Annotated in this window: 21 protein-coding genes; 18 read left to right on the top strand and 3 right to left on the bottom strand. The window is 71.0% G+C overall.

What is annotated here, in order from left to right; genetic code table 11:
* The coding region (locus tag HII36_RS41200) for a tetratricopeptide repeat protein (RefSeq protein ID WP_173528775.1) at window positions 1-2,000 on the top strand (2,000 nt) is incomplete at its 5' end.
* Window positions 2,001-2,494: 494 nt separating this feature from the next.
* Here the strand turns inward: HII36_RS41200 and HII36_RS41195 are convergent.
* Entirely contained in the window at window positions 2,495-3,661 is a 1,167-nt protein-coding gene (locus HII36_RS41195; RefSeq protein ID WP_173528774.1) for a hypothetical protein, read from the bottom strand.
* 251 nt (window positions 3,662-3,912) lie between these two features.
* Here HII36_RS41195 and HII36_RS41190 point away from each other — a divergent pair, with 251 nt between their 5' ends.
* A complete protein-coding gene (locus tag HII36_RS41190) occupies window positions 3,913-4,710 on the top strand; it encodes an SDR family NAD(P)-dependent oxidoreductase (RefSeq protein ID WP_173528773.1) in 798 nt (265 codons plus the stop codon).
* Here HII36_RS41190 and HII36_RS41185 read toward each other — a convergent pair.
* Window positions 4,692-6,305, bottom strand: coding sequence for a carboxylesterase/lipase family protein (locus tag HII36_RS41185; protein WP_173528772.1), 1,614 nt, complete (start codon window positions 6,303-6,305; stop codon window positions 4,692-4,694). The genes HII36_RS41190 and HII36_RS41185 overlap by 19 nt on opposite strands.
* A gap of 132 nt (window positions 6,306-6,437) precedes the next feature.
* On the opposite strand from HII36_RS41185, the gene HII36_RS41180 reads away from it, so the two are divergent.
* From HII36_RS41180 to HII36_RS41105, 16 genes are all read left to right on the top strand, one after another.
* The gene (locus HII36_RS41180) at window positions 6,438-7,016 is read left to right on the top strand and encodes a TetR/AcrR family transcriptional regulator (RefSeq protein WP_173528771.1); all 579 of its coding nucleotides are present in this window, start codon (window positions 6,438-6,440) and stop codon (window positions 7,014-7,016) included.
* A gap of 153 nt (window positions 7,017-7,169) precedes the next feature.
* Window positions 7,170-7,514: a hypothetical protein gene (locus HII36_RS41175; protein ID WP_173528770.1), complete on the top strand. Its 345-nt coding sequence runs from the start codon at window positions 7,170-7,172 to the stop codon at window positions 7,512-7,514.
* A gap of 330 nt (window positions 7,515-7,844) precedes the next feature.
* The gene (locus HII36_RS41170) at window positions 7,845-8,267 is read left to right on the top strand and encodes a hypothetical protein (RefSeq protein WP_173528769.1); all 423 of its coding nucleotides are present in this window, start codon (window positions 7,845-7,847) and stop codon (window positions 8,265-8,267) included.
* Between the two features lie 465 nt (window positions 8,268-8,732).
* Window positions 8,733-9,614: a siderophore-interacting protein gene (locus tag HII36_RS41165; RefSeq protein ID WP_328808126.1), complete on the top strand. Its 882-nt coding sequence runs from the start codon at window positions 8,733-8,735 to the stop codon at window positions 9,612-9,614.
* Window positions 9,615-9,679: 65 nt separating this feature from the next.
* Window positions 9,680-10,684, top strand: coding sequence for an ABC transporter substrate-binding protein (locus tag HII36_RS41160; RefSeq protein WP_173528768.1), 1,005 nt, complete (start codon window positions 9,680-9,682; stop codon window positions 10,682-10,684).
* Window positions 10,681-11,709 (top strand): FecCD family ABC transporter permease, encoded by a 1,029-nt coding sequence (locus tag HII36_RS41155; RefSeq protein WP_173528767.1) that lies wholly within the window; start codon window positions 10,681-10,683, stop codon window positions 11,707-11,709. The genes HII36_RS41160 and HII36_RS41155 overlap by 4 nt, the downstream gene beginning before the upstream one ends.
* Window positions 11,706-12,752 carry a FecCD family ABC transporter permease gene (locus HII36_RS41150; protein WP_328808125.1) on the top strand — a complete coding sequence of 349 codons (1,047 nt, stop codon included), beginning with the start codon at window positions 11,706-11,708 and terminating at the stop codon, window positions 12,750-12,752. The genes HII36_RS41155 and HII36_RS41150 overlap by 4 nt, the downstream gene beginning before the upstream one ends.
* Complete coding sequence (locus HII36_RS41145; protein WP_173528766.1) at window positions 12,749-13,564, top strand: ABC transporter ATP-binding protein; 816 nt, start codon at window positions 12,749-12,751, stop codon at window positions 13,562-13,564. The genes HII36_RS41150 and HII36_RS41145 overlap by 4 nt, the downstream gene beginning before the upstream one ends.
* Window positions 13,561-14,949 carry a DHA2 family efflux MFS transporter permease subunit gene (locus HII36_RS41140; protein ID WP_173528765.1) on the top strand — a complete coding sequence of 463 codons (1,389 nt, stop codon included), beginning with the start codon at window positions 13,561-13,563 and terminating at the stop codon, window positions 14,947-14,949. Before HII36_RS41145 ends, HII36_RS41140 begins: the two co-directional genes overlap by 4 nt.
* A gap of 136 nt (window positions 14,950-15,085) precedes the next feature.
* The gene (locus HII36_RS41135; protein ID WP_173528764.1) at window positions 15,086-15,838 is read left to right on the top strand and encodes a Rossmann-fold NAD(P)-binding domain-containing protein; all 753 of its coding nucleotides are present in this window, start codon (window positions 15,086-15,088) and stop codon (window positions 15,836-15,838) included.
* Window positions 15,838-17,118, top strand: a complete 1,281-nt coding sequence (locus tag HII36_RS41130; protein ID WP_173528763.1) for a glycosyltransferase family 2 protein — start codon at window positions 15,838-15,840, stop codon at window positions 17,116-17,118. The genes HII36_RS41135 and HII36_RS41130 overlap by 1 nt, the downstream gene beginning before the upstream one ends.
* A complete protein-coding gene (locus tag HII36_RS41125) occupies window positions 17,109-17,411 on the top strand; it encodes a hypothetical protein (protein ID WP_173528762.1) in 303 nt (100 codons plus the stop codon). The genes HII36_RS41130 and HII36_RS41125 overlap by 10 nt, the downstream gene beginning before the upstream one ends.
* Window positions 17,412-17,421: 10 nt before the next feature.
* On the top strand, window positions 17,422-18,450 hold the full coding sequence (locus HII36_RS41120) for a right-handed parallel beta-helix repeat-containing protein (protein ID WP_173528761.1): 1,029 nt from the start codon (window positions 17,422-17,424) through the stop codon (window positions 18,448-18,450).
* A 45-nt stretch (window positions 18,451-18,495) separates the two neighbouring features.
* Window positions 18,496-19,140: a hypothetical protein gene (locus HII36_RS41115; RefSeq protein WP_173528760.1), complete on the top strand. Its 645-nt coding sequence runs from the start codon at window positions 18,496-18,498 to the stop codon at window positions 19,138-19,140.
* 156 nt (window positions 19,141-19,296) lie between these two features.
* On the top strand, window positions 19,297-19,860 hold the full coding sequence (locus HII36_RS41110; RefSeq protein WP_173528759.1) for an RNA polymerase sigma factor: 564 nt from the start codon (window positions 19,297-19,299) through the stop codon (window positions 19,858-19,860).
* Window positions 19,860-20,810, top strand: coding sequence for a CU044_5270 family protein (locus HII36_RS41105; protein ID WP_173528758.1), 951 nt, complete (start codon window positions 19,860-19,862; stop codon window positions 20,808-20,810). The genes HII36_RS41110 and HII36_RS41105 overlap by 1 nt, the downstream gene beginning before the upstream one ends.
* A 99-nt stretch (window positions 20,811-20,909) precedes the next feature.
* Here the strand turns inward: HII36_RS41105 and HII36_RS41100 are convergent, their stop codons facing one another.
* On the bottom strand, window positions 20,910-21,479 hold the full coding sequence (locus HII36_RS41100; RefSeq protein ID WP_173528757.1) for a dihydrofolate reductase family protein: 570 nt from the start codon (window positions 21,477-21,479) through the stop codon (window positions 20,910-20,912).
* Between the last annotated feature and the right edge of the window lie 577 nt (window positions 21,480-22,056).

Below are 22,056 nucleotides of genomic sequence, written 5' to 3'. Positions count from 1 at the left end.
CACCCGACCCACCCGAGCTGCAGCGGGCGCTGGGCTCCCTGGCCGCCTACAACATGATCACTCTGGACGGGCCGGACATCCTGGTGCACCGCCTGGTCCAAGCCCTCGCCCGCACCCCCGACCGCACGGACCCGCACCGGCGACCCGGCGACCTCGACACCGCCCGCACCCTCGCCATCCTGCTGCTGGAGCGGGCATGCCCCGACGACCGGGACGTACCGGCCTCCTGGCCGCGCTGGCGGACGCTGCTGCCCCACATCGACGCCGTATTCGAGAACAGCTCCGCCGAGACCGACACCGCCGACGCCCACGAACTGCTCCGCACCACCGGACTGTTCCTGGAAGGGCAAGGCGCCACCGGCCGTGCGCTGATCTATCTCGAGCGGTCCATGAACCTGGCACAACGCGCCTACGACCCCGACCACCCGTCCGTGCTGAGCGCACGTGCCGCCCTGGCCTACGCCTACCGGAGCGCCGGGAACTTGAACCGGGCGATCCCGCTGATGGAGCACAATCTGGCCGAAGAACAACGCATCCTGGGCGGCGACCACCGCAACACCCTGACCGCCCGAAACAACCTCGCCTACGCCTACCAGGCGGCCAGTGACCTGGGCCGCGCGATCCCGCTGTTCGTGGCCACGCTGGCCGACCGGGAACGCGTGCTCGGCGGCGACCACCCCGACAGCCTGTCCTCCCGCAACAACCTCGCCAGCGCCTACCAGGCGACCGGGAATCCGGGCTGGGCCATCCCGCTGCTCGACGCGACGCTGGCCGATCGGGAACGGGTACTCGGCGGCGACCACCCCGACACCCTGTCCTCCCGCAACAACCTCGCCAGCGCCTACCGGGCGGCCGGAGACCTGGGCCGCGCGATCCCGCTGTACGAGCAAACGCTGGCCGACCGGGAACGGGTGCAGGGCGGCGATCATCCTGACACCATGACCTCCCGCAACAACCTCGCCTACGCCTACTGGGCGGCCGGAGACCTGGGCCGCGCGATCCCGCTGTACGAGCAAACACTGGCCGACCGGGAACGCGTGCTCGGCGGCGACCACCCCGACACGTTGACCTCCCGCAACAACCTCGCGGGCGTTCTGGAGTCAGCGGGGGACCTGGGCCGGGCGACCCCGCTGTACGAGCAAACGCTGGCCGATCGGGAACGCGTGCTCGGCGGCGACCACCTCGACACCCTGACCTCCCGCAACAACCTCGCGCGCGTTGTGGAGTCAGCGGGGGACCTGGGCCGCGCGATCCCGCTGTACGAGGCCATGCTCGCCGACTGCGAGCGGGTGCTCGGCGCCGACAACCCCCACACCCTGACCTCCCGCGACAACCTCGCCGGCGCCTACCAGGCGGCCGGAGATCTGGGCCGGGCCATCCCGCTGTACAAGGCGATAGTGGCCGACTGCGAGCGAGTGCTCGGCGCCGACCGCCCCGACACCCTGACCGCCCGAAACAACCTCGCCTACGCCTACGAGTCAGCGGGGGACCGGGGCCGAGCGATCCCGCTGTACGAGCAAACGCTGGCCGATCAGGAGCGGGTGCTGGGCGCCGACCACCCCGACACCATGACCTCCCGCAACAACCTCGCCCACACCTATCGGTCGGCAGGGAATCTGCAGCGGGCGATGTCGTTGTACGAGGCGACGCTGGCCGATCGGGAACGGGTACTCGGCGGCGACCACCCCGACACCATGACCTCCCGCAACAACCTCGCCCACGTCTACCAGGCGGTCGGGGACATGGGCCGGGCGATCCCGCTGTTCGAGGCCGCAGTCGCCAGCTGCGAGCGGGTGCTGGGCGCCGACCACGCCGACACCCTGACCTTCCGCAACAACCTCGCCGGCGCCTACCTCGCGGTCGGGGACCTGGGCCGGGCGATCCCGCTGTACGAGGCCACACTCGCCGACTGCGAGCGGGTGCTGGGCGCCGACCACCCGACGACGCAGATCGTCCGGGGCAATCTGGATGTGGCCGTCCCGTGGAAGATCGGGGGTTGATCAAACTGGCCACCGCTGACAACCGCGTCATTTGACGATCTTGGGCTCAAGTGATCAATGCGGCATATCGTCCCAGCCATGGGGCGGACGCGTGGGGAGTCGGTGGGCGGGCGCTGCGCGAGGCCAGGTCCGCGGCGCGCCTGAACCGTCCCGGCGATCGCCGACGTGGGGATCGCCGGCCTGGCCGACGGTTCCACGCCTGACCACCACCGGCATGCTGATCGGCACGCCGGCTTTCATGGCGTCTGAGCCGCACCCACTCGCGGGCTGTCGCCGACGGTGGCGTGCCTGTACTCCCCCACAACGCTCTTCCTCTCCCCCGAATCCGAGTCCGGTCCGGACCCTGCTCCACACGCCTCGGTCCCGCAGCATCAGCCCCGCAGGGCATCGAGCACGAGGATGCGGACGGCAACGGCACAGCCGCCGATGTACAGCAGCGGGCTGCGGATCGGCCCGATCGACGGGCTCGCGGGTCCGCTACGGAGGGCCTGCCGTCACGCGCCCTGGTTGCGCAGTTCCCACAGGATCGCGGCGGCCATCTGGTGCTCCAGCTGCTCTCGAGGCGTCACCCGGACGATCTGCTGGGCCATCCGCTTGGCCGCGGCGGCGTGCTCGGCGGCGCCGGTGTGCTGGAAGACCGCCAGATGCGCCCGGCTCAGGTCCAGGGCGCGTTCGATCAGGTTGTGGTCGCCTTCCGGGGTGGCCTCCCACGCCTGCATGGCCATGTTGAGCGCGTCGGCCAGGTCATCGGCGTCCCCTCGAAGGAGATATCTGGCCATGGTCGCCTGCTGCAGCAGGCCCAGCCGGGAGGCGGCGTTCGAGAGCGGGTCGTCGTCCGAGGTGGACGACACGGCCTCGGACAGCATGCTCACGGCCTCGTCCAGATCGGCCTCGCGTTTGGTCACGCTGTACCTGAACAGCAGCGCCCGGCCCAGGTTCGCGTGGAACATCGACCAGTCCTGGTGTCCAGGCGCCACGGCCTCCCTCGCGATCCTGATCGCCAGGATGCCGTCGTCGAGGTCCTGTTGCCTGCCCGTCAGCGTGAAGCGGAACTGCAGCAGGCCACCGATCCGCGATTTGCGGCCGGGATACCACTCGTCGTCGGGCGAGGTCCGGTCCACCACCTCGGTCATGGTGTCGATGGCGTCCTGCAGGTCCTCGACGGCGCCGGTACGAGCCCACCGTCCCTCCAGCGCGTCGGCGGCGATCACCAGATAGCGCAGGTCGTCCGCTGTCGGGTGGTCGCTCAAGCTGTGCCGGATCCGCGCCACGAGAGCGCCGAGTAAGGCCAAGGACGCCCCGTAGGTCGCCATGACCAGGTGTTCCACTGGCGGCAGTTCGGGGCCCGGCTGCGGTGGCCGCTCGGCGGCCCGGCGGACGGCCGCGATCTCGGCTTCACCGGCGGCGGGCAGCAGTTCGTCGGCGGCGCGTCTGTCCTCCTCGGCGGGCTGCACCAGGTGCCGGGCATATCGCAACAGGCCGACCGCGGCTCGGGCCGGTCGGCGTAATCGTCTGTGGCGCAGCGGGCCCACCGCCTCCAGCAGCGCAGCCGCGTCCCTGAGCCCGGCCGCATCGCACAGGTCCCGCCTGTCGCTCGTGTCGGTGAACCGGTCTACCCGGCCCTGTACCAGTTCCAGTAACTCGCCTGGCGTCACCGTCATTTGGCCAGTGTCGCAGGGGTCGCACCGGCTGGACAGATCGTGTTCTCGCCGGCTGACCGATCGTGGTCAGCCCGGCCGACGCGGACTGGACGGCCGGGATGTGCGGCCCCTCCGCCTTCGAGGCTCCCCTGTCGTGGAGGACGACCGCGCAGGCCGACACCACGTCGAGCGGTTGCGCACGGCGTCCTTGCAAGTGCCCGGGATCCCCGGCTAAGTTGAGCCTCATCTCAAGTTGAGGAGGGTCTCAAGTTATGGCTCGCACCATCGTGATCACTGGCGGCACGAACGGCATCGGCAAAGCCCTCGCCCGCCACTACACCGGGCTCGGCGATCAGGTCGTGGCCGTGGGCAGCAGCGAAGAGGGCGGACGACGCCTGCGCGAGGAGGTGCCGAAGGCCCGATTCGTCAGAGCCGACCTCAGCTCCCTGCGCCAGACCCGCGACCTGATGGAACGGCTCAGCACCGAGCACCCCGTGATCGACGCGCTGGTGCTCGCCGCGTTCCGGTTCAACGCGGCACGGGTGGAGACCGACGAGGGTTTCGAGCACACCTTCGCCCTCTACGTGATCAACCGCTGGCTCATGGCCGAAGGGCTGCGCGACTCGTTGGAGAACGCACCGGCACCGGTGATCATCAACCTGTGCGGCGCCGGTCAAGGCGGCAAGATCCATTGGGACGATCTCCAGCTGAAGGGCAGATACCGGGGGCTGACCGCGACCATGCAGGGAGCCGCGGCCAGCGAACTGCTGGGGACGGCCTACTCCTCCGAACGGACGAAGTACGTGCTGTACAACCCGGTGTTCGTGGCGACCGGCTTGCACGAGCCCTTCAAGCAGCCGCTGCGCGGCCTCGTACGGGTGGCATCGGCGGTGTTCGCCCAGCCGGTGGCCAAGGCCGTGCCGCCGCTGGCCGCGCTCATCGACCAGCCGCCGGCCAAGCCGCTCACGATCTGGAAGAGGGGCAAGCCGATCGATCGCGCCGTGGACCGGAACGAGGCGCGGCGTTTCGAGGAGACCGTCCGCGCCGCGACTCAGTCCGCCCTCCCGTGAGAGCCGTTCAGCGACGTCCAGAAGTCGTAGCGGTGGTCGCGGGCGAAGTCGGCGGGCTTGATGCCGTCGTCGCCGGGGGCCAGGGACTGGACGTGGGGACGTGCGGTGGTGAAGCGGTGCCAGGCGGGCGCGCCGGAGCCGTTGGGGTCGCCGGTGCGGGCGAAGCGGGTCCAGTAGCCGATCATCTGGTCGGCCAGGTGACCCTGCGGGCTGGTGAGGGGCTGGTTGTAGCCGACGTCGAACAGGTAGGGCAGCTCCGCGGCGTGGTAGGCGCCCATGTCGTACGGCTTGGGGAAGGCGGCGAACCACGGCGCCGCGGGGTCGGCGAACTCGTAGGCGTAGGTCGGGACCTGGCGCGAGAGCGCCTTGCCGGTGTCGAAGGCGGGACGGGCGTATTCGGCGTCGGTCAGGGCGGTGGCCAGCGCCTGGCCAGGCGAGGCGTAGGCGGAGAGCGGATAGCGGGCCAGGACCTCGTCGGCATGGACGCCGAAGGCGGCGCGGACCTCCTCGTCGTAGCGGTCGGCGGGGATCGGGCCGCGGTACTTGGCCATCTCCAGCCCCCACACGTGCATGCGCTCCTCGTGACGGTTGATGCCGTACAGCACCGGCACCCGGGCGAAGCGGCCGGCGGCGACCGCGCGGGCCGGGTTCTGCGGGAGGAACGCGCCGCCGACGGCCGGGCCGAAGCCGGGCTGAGCCACGTCGGAGGCGGCCTGCAGCAGCTGGTCGGCCGGGACCGCGCGCAGTTGCCCGGCGGTCGCGGATTCGCCGAGGCCCAGGCGTTCGGCCAGGGCGCGGCCGTCGCGTTCGGCCTGCGCGAGCGGGCGGGGGTTGTTGGCCATGGCCAGCGACGGTGACCACGGGGCGGTGCAGGGGGCGCTTTGCAGGATGGCGCGGTGGAAGAGGCCGGCGGAACTGGGCGCGGCCAGGTGGGCGCAGACGGCGATGGCGCCGGAGGACTCGCCGAACAGCGTGACGTTGCGCGGGTCGCCGCCGAAGGCGGCCGCGTTGCGGCGGACCCAGCGCAGGGCGGCCTGCTGGTCGGCCAGCCCGTAGTTGCCGGACAGGCCGTCGGGCTCGCGCAGAGCCGGGTGGGCCAGGAAGCCGAAGGCGCCGAGCCGGTAGTTGACGGTCACCACGATCACGTTGCCCTGGGCGACCAGGCGCCGGGCGTCGTAGAGGTGGCCGGCGCCGTCCTTGAAGCTGCCGCCGTGAAGCCACACCATCACCGGCAGCTTCTGCCGTGTGCGGGTGCGGGGGGTGGTCACGTTCAGGTACAGGCAGTCCTCGCTGGTGCTGCTGCCGCCCAGGTGGTCACCGGTCTGCGCGCACATGGGGCCGGGGCTGGTGGCCTCGCGCGGCTGGGTCCAGGCCGGGGCGGGACGGGGCGCCCGCCAGCGCAACTCGCCCACGGGCGGGGCGGCGTAAGGGATGCCCAGGAACGAGCGGTGATCCTCGGCGACGATGCCGCGCACCGGACCCCGGTCGGTGTGGACCAAGGCCGCGCTGTCCGCGGCCGCCGCCGTGGGACTCAGGAGCGCCCCTGCCGTACCCAAGGCCGTCAGTCCCGCGGCGAGCTTGTCCTTACCGGTCATTCTGCCCAACTCCTCATCAGTGATCTTTGCGATGCCGAGAACTGTACAGACGTCTTAGGCGATCGCGCAACTCGTTCGAATCAGGCGATCGCCTAAGGCGTTCGTTCGATGCCTGGGATAGGCTCCGGCCTCATGGGTAACCGCGAAGATCTGATCGCCGGGGCCAAGCGCTGCCTGTACGACAAGGGCTACGCGCGCACCAGCATCCGCGACATCACCGCCGCCGCCGGCGGGGTCAGCATGGCGGCCATCGGCTACCACTTCGGCTCCAAGGAAGCGCTGCTCAACGAGGCCCTGTCACAGGCCTCGCAGGAATGGGGCGAACAGCTCGGCCAGGCGCTGGCCGCCGTTCCGGCCGACCCCGAGGCCCACCCGCTGCAACGCTTCGAGGTGGCCTGGGCCCAGATCATCAAGTCCTTCGAGCTCCACCGGCCGTTGTGGGCCGCGACCTTCGACGTCATCGGGCAGGTCCAGCACGCCGAGCAGGCGCGCGCCTACCTGGCCACCGGCCTGGAGCACGCCCGTCTCGGTCTGGCCCAGGTGCTCACCGGCCTCGACCCCGCCGACCCGGACGCCTGGGCGGTGGGCGGCTTCTGCCAGGCGCTGCTGACCGGGGTCATGGCCCAGTACCTGATCGATCCCGAACGGGCCCCCACCAGCCACGACCTGGCCGCGGCCCTGGCGTTGATCAGCGGTCGGCCCATGGCGTGACGAGACGCTCCATGAGCCGTCCGTCATGAGCCGGATGTTCCGTACGGGTGTAACAGGGCCGATGGCTCTGGCGGCTCAACGCGGGCTCAACATGAACTCAACCCCCTCCCGCCTACGGTCTCGACACAAGACAAGCCGAGGAGAGGGAAGACCATGAGAGCAGCCACCACCGCCGCGACCCTGGCCGCCGTCGCGGCACTGGCCTTCACGCCGGGAGCGGCGTCGGCCAACACCACCACGGCAGTGTCGGCCGGCACCACCACCGCCGCCGCTCCCTGCGGCGGAACGACCACCTTCCGGATCAATCCCTACACCAAGGTCCGCACCTGGAAGTTGACCTGGACCAACTGCGCCAAGGGCTCACGCAAGAAGATCGACATCGCTCGTGGGCCGGACCTGACCTGCTACTACATCCCCGGAGGCAGCTCGCGCACGTGGTGGTTCGAGTCCGCAGTGCAGCTCTGGGCGCCGTACCCGCGCGGATTCAAGAACTGCTAGCCGGAGGGGATCCGCTGTCACGCGTCCAGTTCAACGCTCGCCTGCGGGGGCGGAGCCGGTGACTTGTTCGTGGCGGGTCACCGGCTCCCGCATTTTGCCGGATGCGATGAGCGTGAAATCCGAAGCCCTCCTCCTGGGACGCCGGTTCGGGCGGTAGCCGTGGCGTAATCCTTCGCTTTTCAGGCCCCTCCCGGCGGCGTTTTCCGCGTAATCGCGACTGCAGATTACTTGCAGCAGTTCTGCACGCCCCACCTGCGATCTTTGACATGGAGGCGCGCATATGAATTGCGATCATATGGCAGCGCGTAATTGCCCATCGAAAGGGTACTCATGCGCACACGCAAGCTGGCGACCGTCCTGACCGGTGTGGCCGTGGCCGCCACTACGACGCTGGTGGCGGGCTCCGCTCCGGCCGGCGCGGTCGGACCCTGCGGTACCGGCTACTCGCAGGTCGGCGTCTACGCCGTCATCAAAGGAGACGGGACCCGCACGGGCACGCTGGAGGTGTACTACAACGTCAGGGCCGGAAAGAAATGCGCCCTGACTTACGGCTACGGCGCCTACGCCGACACCTGGACCCTGAAGATAGTCTCGATCTCAAGAGCCGACGGCAGCGAAAGGGAAACCGCTCTCGGGCGGGGCAGGCCCTACGTCGGCCCGGTGTACGTCTCGGCGCGCGGCCAGTGCATCGACGTCGCCGCAACGGTGCCGGAAGGGGTGACCCGCAGGCTCAACGACGTGCACTGCGACTGAACGTTCCGCCCAGATCGGGTGCCCTCCGAGGGGACGCGGAAGCCACCTTCGCAGGCGAGAGCCGCCGAGCACCCTCACGCCTGACCGACGTTCCAGAGGCCCGGCCCTCCACCAGGAGGGCCGGGCCTCCGGCTTGGGTGCGACTGCCAGATGGCACGCTTTTCCGCCCTTTCGACGATGCGCCGAGCCCGGCCGGCGAGTCGGGCGGGTGACGCACGATCCGGCGAGGGGATCGGTACGACCTCCCGGATGCACCCATCCGGCGAACGCCCAGCTCACCGCGGCATCCGTGCCTCGGCGCCGCACTGTCACTCAGGGCCCTCGATGTCCATGTTAGGGTAGCCTTGCCTAAATTTGATCTAGAGTGGCTGCCGGATCCGCCGTCGGTCGCGTAACCCGATCGGAGGTATCCGACGTGGCCGAACGGCACGAGCTCGCCCGCTCGACATCACCCGTGGCGGGCGCGTGAACGCGCCGCGGGGAGGCTCGCTGAGCCGGCTCGACAACCGGCATCGCCACCTGGAACGCATCGCCGAGGTCAAGGCGGGAACGGGCGGCTGCGAGAGGGTCGGGTACCCGATCCGGATCCGTGAGGTCGAGGTGCTGCGTACCGCGCAGGTCGGCGCGGGCCTGATCCGGGTGACCGTCGGCGGCCCGGGCCTGGCGGGCTTCGAGTCCCACGCCCCGGACGAGCACGTCAAGCTGATCTTCCCGGAGGAGGACGGCGAGCTGCGCCTGCCCGAACCGAACGGGCTGGTCCTGAAGTGGCCGCGGCCCTCGCCCACCTCCCGCGAGTACACCGTGCGACGCTACGACGCGGCGGCCGGCGAGCTGGACATCGACATCGCGCTGCACGACGGCGGGCTCGCCTCCGGCTGGGCCGAGACCGTCGAGCCCGGCGCGAAGGTGCACGTCGCGGGGCCGCCCGGCGGGGTCGTGGTGCCGTACGTCTACGACCGATACGTGCTGGCCGGCGACATCACGGCGCTGCCCGCGATCGCCCGCTGGCTGGAGGAGCTGCCGCGGACCGCCGCCGGATGGGCGTTCATCGAGGTCGGCAGCGCCGCCGACGAGATCGAGCTGTCCGCTCCCGAGGACGTCGAGGTGCGCTGGCTGCACCGCGGCGACCGTCCGCCGGGGACCGCGGGGCTGCTCGAAGGCGCCGTGCGCACGGTGCGGGTGCCCGAGGGCGAGCGCGTGTACGTGTGGCTCGCCGGCGAGGCGGGCGAGCTGAAGCCGCTGCGCCGCTGGGTCGGCGACGAACTGGGGCTCGCCAAGCACGACCAGAACATCACCGGCTACTGGAAACGCGGCGTCACCCACTACGACGACGACCACGACCACTGACCGACCGGCCCCGCGAAATCTCCACCCTGAGCAAGTACGCCCTGAGCAAGTAAAGGAAGACCCCCATGTCCTCTCGTCGAGCGATCCGTCTGCACGGCGCCGGAGCCCTGGCGCTCGCGCTCGCCCTGACCGCGACGGGCTGCGGCTCCGGTTCGGACGACACGTCCGCGTCCAGCGTCCCCACGCGCGTCATCAAGGCGGACAACGGCGACATCAAGGTGCCGGTCACCCCGAAGCGGGTCGTGGCGACCGGCTACGCCGTGCCCGCCCTGATCGAGGCCGGCGCGCCCCTGGTCGGCATCTCCAGCTGGAAGCGGGGCGTGCCGATGATGGACGCCCAGACCAAGGCGACCTACGAGGGCCTGACGAAGATCGCGGGTGAGACCGCGGCCGAGACCAACTACGAGGCCATCGCCAAGGCCCGCCCGGACATCATCGTCATCGGGGTGCCCGCCCCGGTGCTCGGCGACATCGACGTCAAGCGGCTGGAGTCGATCGCCCCGGTGGTCGCGATCGGCCCGACGGTCCCCTCGGCCTGGCGCGAGCTGTCCGGCCGTCAGGCAGACGCCGCCGGCGTGCTGAAGGGTTTCGAGACCGCCAAGAGCCAGTACGAGGCGAAGGCGGCGGAGCTCAAGACCAAGTACCAGGCCGTCCTGCCGAACCTGAAGCTCGCCCACGTCGGCTCGTACGGCGAGGTCGCCAAGGGCAACTTCCACCGCGAGTTCGACGGCTCCTGGGGCACCAACGTCGCCAACGACCTCGGCGCCAAGTACTACGGCCAGGTCAAGGTGAAGGGCCCCGGCTCGAAGTCGGTGAGCGAGTATCCCTCGATCGAGGAGCTGCCGTCCGCGCTCGGCGAGGCCGACGCCATCACCTACTCGGTCGACCCCACCGGCGCCCCGCTGGCGCCCGTCCAGTACGTGCTCGACTCCAAGCTGTGGAAGAACCTGCCCGCGGTCAAGGCGGGCAAGGCCTACGCCTTCCGCTACACCGAGGCGGCGACCTACAAGCAGGCCATGCAGACCCTGGACTCGATCGACCAGGCGTTGGCTCCGCTGCTCGAGCAGTGACAACCGTCGACCAGCGGCCGGCCACTCCTGACTCCGCGAAGGGCGCCCCGGCCGCGCAGGCCGCGGCGCTCGTCGCGGGACTGGTGGTGCTGGCCGTCGTCGCGCTGCTCAGCATGGCCGTCGGCGCGCACGCCGTCGCGCCGGGCGAGGTGGTGAACGCGCTGCTGTCCTACGACGGCTCCAGCGACCAGATGATCGTCCGGGACGTGCGGGTGCCGCGCGCGGCGCTGGCCATCGGCGTGGGCGCCGCGCTGGCCGTGGCCGGCGTCCTCGTCCAGACGTTGTCGCGCAACCCGCTCGCCGAGCCGGGGATCCTCGGCGTCACCGCGGGCGCCGGGTTCGCGATGACGCTGGGCGGCGCGTTCGGGATCGCGACCTCGCCCGGGGCCGAGCTCGTGACGACCACCGCCGGCGCGGTGCTCGCCACCGTGCTGGTCGCCTCCGTCGGGCGTACGTCGCCGCTGCGGCTGGTGCTCACCGGGGTCGCGCTGACCGCGGTGCTCAAGGGCGTCTCGCTCGGGATGCGGATGATGCTGCCGGACGTCTTCGACAAGTACCGCTTCTGGTCGGTCGGGTCGCTCGCCGGGCGCGAGCAGCTCCCGATGGCCCTTCCCCTCGTCACGATCGGGCTCGCCGTGGTCGCCGCGCTGCTGCTCGGACGCTCGCTCAACGCGGTCGCGCTCGGCGAGACCGTGGCGCGCACGCTGGGCACCGACGTCACGCGGGTGCGTTTCGCCACCCTGGCGCTGATCACGATCCTGTCGGGCGCGGCCACCGCCGTGGCCGGGCCGATCCTGTTCGTCGGGCTGATCGTCCCGCATGTCGCCCGCGTCCTCGCGCGCGGCTCGGTCCCGTGGCTGACGGCGTACTCGGCGGTCCTGGGGCCGATCCTGCTCCTGGTCGCCGACGCCGCTTCCCGGGTCCTGCTGCCGACCGGGGAGCTGCCGGTCGCGATCGTGACCGCGTTCATCGGCGGCCCGGTGCTGATCTGGGCCGTCCGCAAGTACGGGACGGGGACGCTGTGAGCACGATCGTCCTGCGCGCGGGCGGCCGCGCGCTCCCCGTCCGGCGGCGCACCCTGGTCCTGTCGGCGGTCATGGTCGCCGCGATGTTCGGTCTCGGTCTGCTCGGCCTCTGCTACGGCGCGGACTGGGTGACACCGGCGGACGTGGCCGCGGCCCTCGCGGGGACCGGCGACCATGTGATCGTCGTCCGCGACTGGCGGCTGCCGCGCGTGCTCGCCGCCCTCGTCTTCGGCGCCGCGCTCGGCGTCTCCGGCGCGATCTTCCAGAACGTCACCCGCAACCCCATGGGCAGCCCCGACGTCATCGGCCTCGACGAGGGCGCCTACACCGGCGCGCTCGTCGCGATGACCCTGTTGTCCGGTACGTCGGTGCAGCTGGCGACCAGCTCGGTGCTGGGCGGGCTCGTCACCGCGGCGGCCGTCTACCTGCTGGCGACGGACAGCCGGCGACGCAGCAGGGGGACGGTGGCGTCGCTGTCCGGCCTGCGGCTGATCGTCATCGGCATCGCGGTGAACGCCGTGCTCAACGCCCTGAACTCGTGGATCGTGCTGCGCGCCGAGCTGGAGGTCGCGATGGCCGCACACGGGTGGAGCGTGGGTTCGCTCAACGGCGTCGACTGGGCCGATCTGACGGTCCCGTCCTGGATCATCGGGGTGCTGCTGGCGGTGATGGCCGCCCGCGCCCACTCCATGCACCAGGCCGCTCTGGGCGACGCCGTCGCCGCGACCACCGGCGTCGGCCTGGACCGGCTCCGGCTGGTGATGGTCCTGGTCGGCGTCGGGCTGACCGCGACCGTGACGGCGGTGGCCGGGCCGATCGTGTTCATCGCGCTGGCCGCCCCGCAGATCGGGCGCCGGCTGGCCCGCGCTCCCGGGGTGCCGCTGCTGCCCGCCGCGCTGACGGGCGCGGTGCTGCTGCAGGTCGCCGACCTGACCGCCCAGGCGCTGCTGGCTCCGGCGTCCCTTCCCGTCGGCGTGGTCACCACCGCGATCGGCGGCTGTTATCTGATTTGGCTGCTGACCCAGGAAGTGAGGCGACGTTGACGCCGCCGACACCCGCCCCGCGCCTGCGCGCCCAGGACCTCACGCTGCGCTACGGCGACCGGGTGGTCTCCACCCGGCTGGACCTGGACGTCCCCGACGGCGCGTTCACCGCCATCGTGGGCCCCAACGCGTGCGGCAAGTCGACCCTGCTGCGCGCGTTCGTCCGGCTGATGCGGCCCGCCGGCGGCGGGGTCAGGCTCGACGACCGCGACCTCGGCTCGTACGGCGGCAAGGTGCTGGCCAGGGAGCTCGGCTTCCTGCCGCAGGACCCGGCGGCCCCCGAGGACATCACGGTGCGCCGGCTCGTCTCGCGGGGGCGCTACCCGCACCAGTCGCTGCTGGCGCTGTGGTCGGAGGACGACGAGCGGGCGGTGACCGAGGCGATGGAGGTCGCCGGGGTGGCCGACCTCGGCGACAGGAACGTGCACGAACTGTCGGGCGGCCAGCGGCAGCGGGCCTGGATCGCGATGGTGCTCGCCCAGGGCACGCCGTACCTGCTGCTGGACGAGCCGACCTCGTTCCTCGACATCACCCACCAGTACCGGCTGCTGGCTCTGCTGGCCCGGCTGCGCGACCAGGGCCGGACGATCATCGCCGTGCTGCACGACATCAACCAGGCGTGCCGGTTCGCCGACCATCTGGTGGCGATGCGGGACGGCCGGATCGTCGCCCAGGGCACCGCCGCGGACATCGTCGACGCGGCGCTGCTCGACAAGGTCTTCGACCTGCCGTGCGTCGTCATGCCCGACCCGGTCACGGGCACTCCCATGGTCGTCCCGACCCTCGCGCCGGAACCCGCGGACGTGCGATGACGCCGGGCGCGGAGAAGATCGACTCCTCCTTGCTGCGCGTCGCGTTCATCCTGGTGCTCGGCACGTTCATGGCGACGCTCGACTCCACCATCGTCACCATCGGCCTGGACGCCCTCGCCGAGGAGTTCGACGCGCCGGTGACCGGCATCCAGTGGGCGAGCACGGCGTACCTGCTCGCGATGGTGGCCGCGGTTCCGGCGTCCGGCTGGCTGGCCGACCGGTTCGGCGGCCGCACGACCTGGCTGGCGGCCATCGCGGTGTTCCTGGTCGGCTCGCTGCTCTGCGCCCTCGCCTGGTCGGTGACGAGCCTGATCGTCTTCCGGTTCCTCCAGGGCCTGGGCGGCGGTCTCCTGCCGCCGACGGGTCAGGCGCTGCTGGCCCGGATCGCGGGCCCGGGGCGCGTCGGCAGGCTCATCAGCATCGTGGGGGTCGTTCCGCTCCTGTCTCCGGTGCTCGGGCCGCTGGCCGGCGGCTCGATCCTCGCCGTCGCCGACTGGCCGTGGCTGTTCTACGTGAACGTGCCGATCGGGCTGGCCGCGATCCTGCTGGCGATCAGGTACGTGCCCGCGTCGCCGCCGGCCGCCCAGGGCGCCCCGTTCGACGCGCTCGGCGCCGCCCTGCTGTCGCCCGGGCTCGCCGTCCTGGTCTTCGGGCTCACCGAGGTCGGCGGCGGGGACACCGGCGTGAACACCGTGCTCGCGACCGGCGCTCTGATCGCCGGGGCGGTGATGCTGGCCGCCTTCGTCGCGCACGGCCTGCGCACCCGGCGGGTCCCGCTGGTCGACCCGCGCCTGTTCACCAGGCCGCCGTTCGCGGCCGCCGCGTTCGCCCTGCTCATGCTGGGTGCCGCGGTCTTCGGGACGATGTTCCTGCTGCCGCTCTACCTCCAGACCGGGGCGGAGCTGACCGCCTTCGAAACGGGGCTGCTCCTGGCGCCGCAGGGGGTGGGCGCCGCGCTGGGCTCGCTGGTGATCGCCCGCAGGATCGACCAGCTCGCGCCGCGCACCGCCGTCCTGACCGGGATCGTCCTCGTCCTGTGCGGCACGGCGCCGTTCACCCGGCTGAGCGACACGCCGCCGGACGTCCTCATCGCGTTCGCCCTGCTCCTCCGGGGCGTGGGGGCCGCGATGATCAGCGCACCGGTGATGGCCCTCGTCTACAGCCGGGTCAAGAAGGAGGAACTGCCCCGCGCGTCGGGGGCGCTCAACCTCGTCAGCACGATCGGCGGCTCCATCGGAACCGCCGCGGTCGCCGTCATACTCCAGTCCCGGCTGACCGCCCGGGCCGCCGACGTCCCCGCGGCCTACGCCGACACGTTCTGGTGGGTGCTGGCGTTCTGCGCCGCCTCCGCACTCGCCGCGACCCGCCTGCCCGGCAAGAGCTGAGCGCGCGGGGGAACCTGCGCGGCGCGGGCCACGCGCGGCACCGCTGGTCACAGAAAGACCCAAGGGCCGGTCATCGTCTCCCATCCGCGCGCATGCTTGATCACCTTTGGACGGGTATCTCGTAGCGTTCGGGAACATGGCACAGATCGTTGTCGTGGGGGCGGGAGTGGTCGGTACGGCCACCGGCCTCGGATTCGCCCGCGTCTTCGTCGCGGTGCCCACCCCCACCGGCGAGCGCGGCCTCGACCCCGCGCACCTGATCGCGGCCAGTCACAACATCGCCGCGGCGTTGCGGCGAGCCACGCGGCAGACCTTCACCACGATCGTCTACCGGAGCACCGTGCTGCCCGGCACCACGAGGCGGATGGCCGAGATCGTGCAGGCCGGCTCCGGCGCCCGGCTCGGCGGCGACTTCGGCGTCGCCTACAACCCCGAGTACCTGCGGCAGGCCACCGCCGCCGCGGACTTCGCCGCCCCGCCGCTGATCACGCTGGGGGTGGTCGGCGACGACGAGCGCAGCGCGCGGATGTCGCGCCGGTTGTACGGCCCGTTCGATGCCCGGGTGGAGTTCGCCGAGGTCGAGGCGGCGGAGCTGCAGAAGTACGTGCACAACCTGTTCAACGCGGTCAAGATCTCGTTCTTCAACGAGATGCGGGCCGCCGCCGCTCGCCTGGGCGTGGCCGACGTCGACACGGTCTTCCAGATCACCGCGTCCACCGCCGAGGGGATGCGCGATCCGGTCTACGGGGTCGCCGACCTCGGCCCGTACGGCGGCGCCTGCCTGCCCAAGGACACCGCGGCGTGGCTGGCCGAAATGCGGCGGCTGGGGATCGAGTCGCCGGTGGTGGCGGGCGCGCAGGCCGTGAACCTGGCACTCGGGGGACGCTGATGCACGCTGCCGGTTGGCTCGCCTACCTGCAGTGGGCCTGCCTGCCGTTCTTCTTGATCCCGCTGGTCGAGCTCGCCCTCATGGCCGCCGGTCACGCGCACGCGCGGTGGGGCTACGCGGTGGCGCCGGACAAGTTCCGGCATCTGATCATCCAGATCACCACCGTGGGCAGGGAGCCGGAGCTGGTCCGCGACACCATCGCCACCATCCGCGGCTACGCCCTGCCCCTGTCGTACGAGATCTGGGTCGTGCTCGAGCCCGGGCACGACGAGCACTATCCGCTGGCCGACCGGGTCATCACCGTCCCCGCGGACTTCTCCAGCAAGGGCATCGACAAGGCCAGGGCGCTGGAGTACTCCCGGCTGCAGCGGTCGGCGTGCGGGCTGAACTCGTACGACACCAAGATCCTCTTCGTCGACGACGACACGCTGCCGACCAGGGCGTACGTCATGCGCGCCTACGCCGGCGACTACGATCTGTGCCAGGGCGTGACGGTGGTGAACCGGCAGTACGCCACCGGCCCGTGGCGGCACTTCCTGCTGTGCCACTTCGACAACATCCGCACCCGCAACTGCCTGATCTACTGCAGTTGCACGCAGGGGATCACCGGCAAGCCGCTCTTCGTGCACGGTGAGGGGTTGTGCGTCACCGGCCTGGTCGAGGACAAGATCACTTGGGATCACCCGATCGTCGCCTCCGATGATCTCGTGTTCGGGACCAAGGCCGCCTACGCCGGGTTCAGCTGGGGCTACTTCAGCGAGCACATCCAGCTGGTCTCGCCGTGGACCTTCCGCGACGCGTGGCGTCAGCGCAAACGCTGGACGTGGGGGAACTTCACGGCGATCCGGCGGCGCGACATCCTGCCGCTGTCGGTGGCGGTCCCCAAGGGCGCCAAGTACGCGCTCGGGGTGTTGTCGGTGTTCGCCTCCGGCTTCGGCGCCGTCTGCCTGGCCGCGGGCTTCACCAAGGTGCCGCCTCCCGTGCATGCGGTGTTCTGGACCTCGCTGGCCTGCTGGGTCGGCTCGTACGCCCTGATGGGCTGGATCAATTCCGGCGGAGAGGCCAACGCCGACCGTTTCGCCCGGTCCCGCATCAGGTTCGTCCTCTTCCGCGTCACGCAGGTTCTGGTCGCCGCGCTGCTGTGTGTCCCGACCGCGGTCATGCCCGCCTTCGTGATCATCGGCAGTGCGGTGACGGGCAAGCCGCGCCGCTTCGTCACCATCGCGAAAACACGACAGGCCACCGCGGCCGCTTCGGAGAGGCAGACCACATGCCGGTGACCACCGACCTCGACAAGCCGTCCCGCATGGACGGGGCGCGCCCGTGGCGCCGCTCGCTGGGCGGGATCTTCACGCTCCTGGCCCTGCTGGCCTCGGCGGGATTCGTCGTCTCGCTGGGCGTCCACGGCGGGCGGCCGGACGCCTCCGCCACCCTCACCGTCGTCTGGGGAACGTTGGCGATCTTGTTCCTGGTGGGCTCGGGGTGTGTGGTGACGGCCGTGTACGGCCTGCGCAGGAGGATCGACCGGGACGGAAGGAGCGGCCGGGACACGACGACGACCGGCCGCCCGTGACCGGCCCGCCATGGCGTTCCTGATGGCCGCCGCCCTCGCCGCGACCACGATCACCGCCGCCGCGCAGGACGGCTCCCCCACCGGCTGCCCGGCGGCGACCGTCACCGTCACCTCCGCGGCGGAACTGCGGACCGTACTGGCCGGGGCACGTCCGGGCGACGTCATCGCGATCGCCGACGGAACCTACGACGGCGACTGGACCGCGCGGACGTCGGGCAGCCCCGTCGCTCCGATCTGGCTGTGCGGAGGACCCGGCGCGGTGCTGACCAACACCGGTCACGCCGCCGGGTACGGGCTGCACCTGGCGGGCGCGTCGTGGTGGCATCTGTACGGGTTCACGGTGACGCGGGCCAAGAAGGGCGTCATGGTCGACGCCGCTCACCACGTCACCCTCGACCGGCTGACGGTCAGCGAGGTGGACGAGGAGGGCATCCACCTGCGGACGAACACCACCGACTCCCTCATCACCGGCAACCGGATCCACCGCACCGGGCGGGTGCACGACCAATGGGGTGAAGGCGTCTACATCGGCTCGGCGGCGCAGAACTGGCCGACATACACCGCGGGCCTCCCGGACCGGAGTGATCGCAACTCGGTCGTCGGCAACGTCATCCACGACACGACCGCGGAGCCCATCGACATCAAGGAGGGCACCACCGGCGGACGGGTCACGGGCAACAGCCTGGACGCCGCCGCGCTGACCAGGGCGGGCGGCGACAGCTGCGGCGACGTGAAGGGCAACGGCTGGAGCATCGTCGCCAACCACTGCTTCGGCAGCACCGCCGACGGATGGCAGACCCACAGCAAGCGGCGGGCCGGCGTGTGGGGCCTGGGCACCGAATTCGCCGGCAACATCGTCATCCTCGCCGGTTCGGCCACCGGGTACGGCTTCAAGATCGAAGCCTCGGCTCAGGCCACGACGACCGTCCGCTGTGACAACGTCGTTCACGGCGTCTTCGCCAACGTCCCCTGCACGCCGTCGCCGCCGGCCCGGCCGACGGTCGACCTCTTTCTCTCGCTGGCCGGCCCCTGGTGGTGATCCGCGCACATCACACGGCGCCCCGGGATTCCGTACGGTGAAAGCATGTTCTTCGAACCCCCGCCGGCCGAGGACGAATCGGCTCGCCCGGCCAAACCTGAATGGCCGCCCTGGTCCGCTCCGCCGTCGGACGAGATGGGCGCGGTGATCGTCAGCCGCCTGGTGCTGGCCCGCACCCCGAACGTCGCCATCGTCGTGCCGACGATCCAGGCGTTCAGCACCGGCTGCCTGATCAACGCGGACGTCGTCACCCGGCGGCACAGCCTGTCCCCCGACGACTTCCAGTCCCTCCAGATGGCCGTGTTCCCGCACATGGTCGCCGGGGTGAAGGCCGATCAGCCGCTGCCGGATCGACTGCTGCGCTTCGGCGTGCGCTTCGCCGACGGCACCAAGGCCACCACCGTCGGACAACGTCTGGACAGAACGCGACTCCCGCAGGATCCGCCACCGGGCCCGCATCTGTCCATGCTGCTCCCCAGCATGTCCATGCGCAGCGGTGACGACGACGCAGCGGTCCTGACCTGGGGGCTCTGGCTGTGGCCGTCGCCTCCCCGTGAGAGGTTCGAGCTCGCGGTGGAGTGGCCCGCCGGCGGGGTCGAGCTGAGCATCGTCGAACTCGACGGCGCCGCCATCGCGGACGCCGCCCAGCGGGCGGTCTCGTACTGGGCGGAATCTCTCTGGCGCAGGTGAGCCGGGGATTCACCCCGCACCGCGAGCTCTCCGCGCCCGCGTCCTGATCCTCGGCGGACGCCACCCTGCCTTCGTGTCACTCTCCGGACGCCTCGAGAACCTTGTCATGGGGTGCGGGAGACAGCAGGGTGACCGACCGACCCCGAAGGAGGGCCGTTGACCGTTGAGACGGCCGAGATCGACGACGCCGAACTGATCAGGCGATCCGTCGGTGACCCGGAGCAGTTCGCCGCGCTGTTCGACCGGTACGCACGGCAGATCCATCGGTACGCCGCGCGGCGCATCGGCACGCAGGCCGCCGATGACATCGTGGCCGAGACGTTCCTGGCCGCGTTCCGGCGGCGCGGCACGTACGACACGTCGTTTCCGCTGGCCCGCCCCTGGCTGTACGGCATCGCCACGACGCTCGTCGCCAGGCACCGGCGGCAGGAGGAGCGGATGCTGCGCGCGCTGGCGCGTACCGGCGTGGATCCCTTGCCCGAACCGATCGCCGACGCCGTGGTGCGGCGGGTCGCCGCGCGGGACAAGGAGCGCGAGCTGGCGCAGGCGCTGGCGTCGCTGTCGCGCGGCGACCGCGACGTGCTGCTGCTGGTGGCGTGGGAGGGCCTCAGCTACGAGGAGGTGGCTCAGGCGCTCGGCATCCCGCCCGGGACCGTACGTTCGCGGCTGCACCGGGCCAGGCGGAAGACGCGGGCCGTATTGGGAGATGAGGAGCTGTGATGAGCACGATCAAGGACTTCCGGCGGGACACCCCGCCGATGACGGCGCAGGCCGAGAGCGCCGCCCGGGCCCGGCTCCTGGCGGCGGCCCGTGATCTTGAACCGCACCGTGCGGCTCGGCGCGGGCCGCGGCTCGGCCGGCGGCTGGTGCTCGCGAGCGCACTGGCCGTGGCGGCCGGCGTCGGCGTGGTGGTGGCGAACGACCGTCCGCACACGGTCACGGTGGCGAGTGTCCGGGAACTCGGCGAGCGGGCCGCGCGGGCCACCTACGACTACGACGACCGCGGACAGGTGCCGAACCCCGGCCAGTGGCTGTACATCAGGCAGCTCCAGGCCCCGCAGTCCGCGGGCGGCGGCTACGGCGTCGACCTGTCCAGACGCGAGGTGCGTGAGGAGTGGAACAGCGTGGACGGCCTGCAGACGGCGTCCCTGTTCCCCAACGGCAAGCTGCTGGTGCAGGGCAACCACCCGGGACTGAGCGCGGACGAGCTGGCCCGCCGGCCCGTCACTCCCGAGGGGCTGCTCGCCAAGATCCGTCAGAAACTGGCGGACATGCGCATGACGTGGGCGGGCACCGATGCGCCGCCCTCGATGGACGAGCGGCTGTTCCAGGCCGTCTACCAGATCATGGGCACCCAGGCGCTGCCGCCGGAGGTGCGGGCGGCACTGTTCCGCGGGCTCGCCACCATCCCCGGGGTGACCGTCAACCAGAACGCCGTGGACGCCGACGGCCGGCAGGGCGTCGCGTTCAGCTACACCGGCGGATGGACCCGCTACGACCTCATCCTGGATCCCGTCACCTTCCGCTTTCTCGGCACGTACGGAGTGACCGTGCGGGACCGGACCACGGACTACACCGACGGCCCGAATCACCTCGTCGAGGCCGGCACGCCGCTCACCCTGACGGCCCTGCTGGAGACCAAGGTGGTGGACGGCCCCGGCCAGAAATGAACCCGCACCGGGCGTCGTGCCATCGTGCCCGGTGGGTCGATGCGGCCCGTGAAGTCGCGTGCCGGGCGCTTCTCCCGGCACGGCGCTTCTTCTGCGGTTTCATGCCCTGGTGAGCCAGGTGATCTGGGCGCCGTTGTCGAAGGACTCGCGCCGGGTGGGGGTGAACAGGGTGGGGCGGAACGGCCCGGAGAACATGGGGACGCCCGTCCCCGCCACCACGGGGTAGCTCTTGACGATGATCTCGTCGATCTCCGGGAGCAGCGCGGCGGCGAGCTTGCCGCCGCCGCAGAGGTAGATGTCCATGCCCGTGTCCTCGGCCTTCAGCCGTCGGACGAGCTCGATCGGATCGCCCGTCTCCACCCGCACCGCAGGGTCGCCGGACGTCAGCGTGCTGGAGACGACGTACTGGCGCAGATGGGAGTACGGGCTGGTGACGGACGCGCCCGCCGCCTCGTAGGTGCCACGGCCCATCACCAGGGTGTCGAAGACCTTGTTCGGCACGCCCTCGAGGCCGACGAGCTTCTGGATATGGGTGGGGACGGTCTCTGGGTAGCGCTCGTTGACCCAGTCGGCCATCTGGGCCGTCCCGGGGTAGAAGTCGAACTCGCCGTCGGGGCCGGCGATGTAGCCGTCGAGCGAGACGCCGATGTAGTAGACAAGCTTTCGCATACCGTTCAACTCCATTTGCAGTACTCTGAGTGAAGTGGTTTGAACGTAGTACTACGTATGGAGTGGTGTCAAGTGCGAGCGCCGCGGGCCGACTCTCAGTGCGGATCTCCGGCCACTTCGCCGGGAAGGCATGCAGGACGGAGCCGCTGCCCCTGCGAGCGGCGCCGGTTCCTGCCCCTCAGGTGGAGCGGCGCTCAACGAGCCGGGGGCTGGAGCTGCGCGAGGACCGCGAGTTCCCGACCCCGCCCTGGACGCACGACGACGCCCGCACCCGCCGACTCCGCTGCTCGAAACTCAGTGCGCCCCTGCTCAGAACAAGCTGATTTGCGGTGGTTCGCCGACGGCGCGCAGGGTCCGCAGCGCGGGCGTCAACTCCCTCCACACCTGGTCATAGCCCCCTGCCTCGCACCACAGCTCCCACAACTCGCTTCCTGGGGGTGCGCCCGTTCCGGTCACGTCCACAGACGTGGTGTATGAATCGATCTTCGCGTGATCCTGTTTCTGCAGGTTAAGCGGTAAGTGTCTGCGGGAGTGGGTTCTGGGCTGGTGTGTCGCTGGGAATGACTCGGATGCGGGC

The sequence above is a fragment of the Nonomuraea antri genome (assembly GCF_013283785.1).
GTDB classification, from domain to species: Bacteria; Actinomycetota; Actinomycetes; order Streptosporangiales; family Streptosporangiaceae; genus Nonomuraea; species Nonomuraea antri.
Note: the sequence above shows the minus strand (reverse complement) of the source record. Positions and strands in the feature narration are given on the sequence as shown.

Excerpts from the sequence above, each read along its gene's own strand:
- HII36_RS41130 (WP_173528763.1), top strand. The coding sequence starts at position 15,838 with ATGCACGCTGCCGGTTGGCTCGCCTACCTGCAGTGGGCCTGCCTGCCG.
- HII36_RS41185 (WP_173528772.1), bottom strand. The coding sequence starts at position 6,305 with ATGACCGGTAAGGACAAGCTCGCCGCGGGACTGACGGCCTTGGGTACG.
- HII36_RS41125 (WP_173528762.1), top strand. The coding sequence starts at position 17,109 with ATGCCGGTGACCACCGACCTCGACAAGCCGTCCCGCATGGACGGGGCG.
- HII36_RS41195 (WP_173528774.1), bottom strand. The coding sequence starts at position 3,661 with ATGACGGTGACGCCAGGCGAGTTACTGGAACTGGTACAGGGCCGGGTA.
- HII36_RS41175 (WP_173528770.1), top strand. The coding sequence starts at position 7,170 with ATGAGAGCAGCCACCACCGCCGCGACCCTGGCCGCCGTCGCGGCACTG.
- HII36_RS41140 (WP_173528765.1), top strand. The coding sequence starts at position 13,561 with ATGACGCCGGGCGCGGAGAAGATCGACTCCTCCTTGCTGCGCGTCGCG.
- HII36_RS41180 (WP_173528771.1), top strand. The coding sequence starts at position 6,438 with ATGGGTAACCGCGAAGATCTGATCGCCGGGGCCAAGCGCTGCCTGTAC.
- HII36_RS41190 (WP_173528773.1), top strand. The coding sequence starts at position 3,913 with ATGGCTCGCACCATCGTGATCACTGGCGGCACGAACGGCATCGGCAAA.
- HII36_RS41105 (WP_173528758.1), top strand. The coding sequence starts at position 19,860 with ATGAGCACGATCAAGGACTTCCGGCGGGACACCCCGCCGATGACGGCG.
- HII36_RS41120 (WP_173528761.1), top strand. The coding sequence starts at position 17,422 with ATGGCGTTCCTGATGGCCGCCGCCCTCGCCGCGACCACGATCACCGCC.
- HII36_RS41160 (WP_173528768.1), top strand. The coding sequence starts at position 9,680 with ATGTCCTCTCGTCGAGCGATCCGTCTGCACGGCGCCGGAGCCCTGGCG.
- HII36_RS41170 (WP_173528769.1), top strand. The coding sequence starts at position 7,845 with ATGCGCACACGCAAGCTGGCGACCGTCCTGACCGGTGTGGCCGTGGCC.
- HII36_RS41100 (WP_173528757.1), bottom strand. The coding sequence starts at position 21,479 with ATGCGAAAGCTTGTCTACTACATCGGCGTCTCGCTCGACGGCTACATC.
- HII36_RS41115 (WP_173528760.1), top strand. The coding sequence starts at position 18,496 with ATGTTCTTCGAACCCCCGCCGGCCGAGGACGAATCGGCTCGCCCGGCC.
- HII36_RS41135 (WP_173528764.1), top strand. The coding sequence starts at position 15,086 with ATGGCACAGATCGTTGTCGTGGGGGCGGGAGTGGTCGGTACGGCCACC.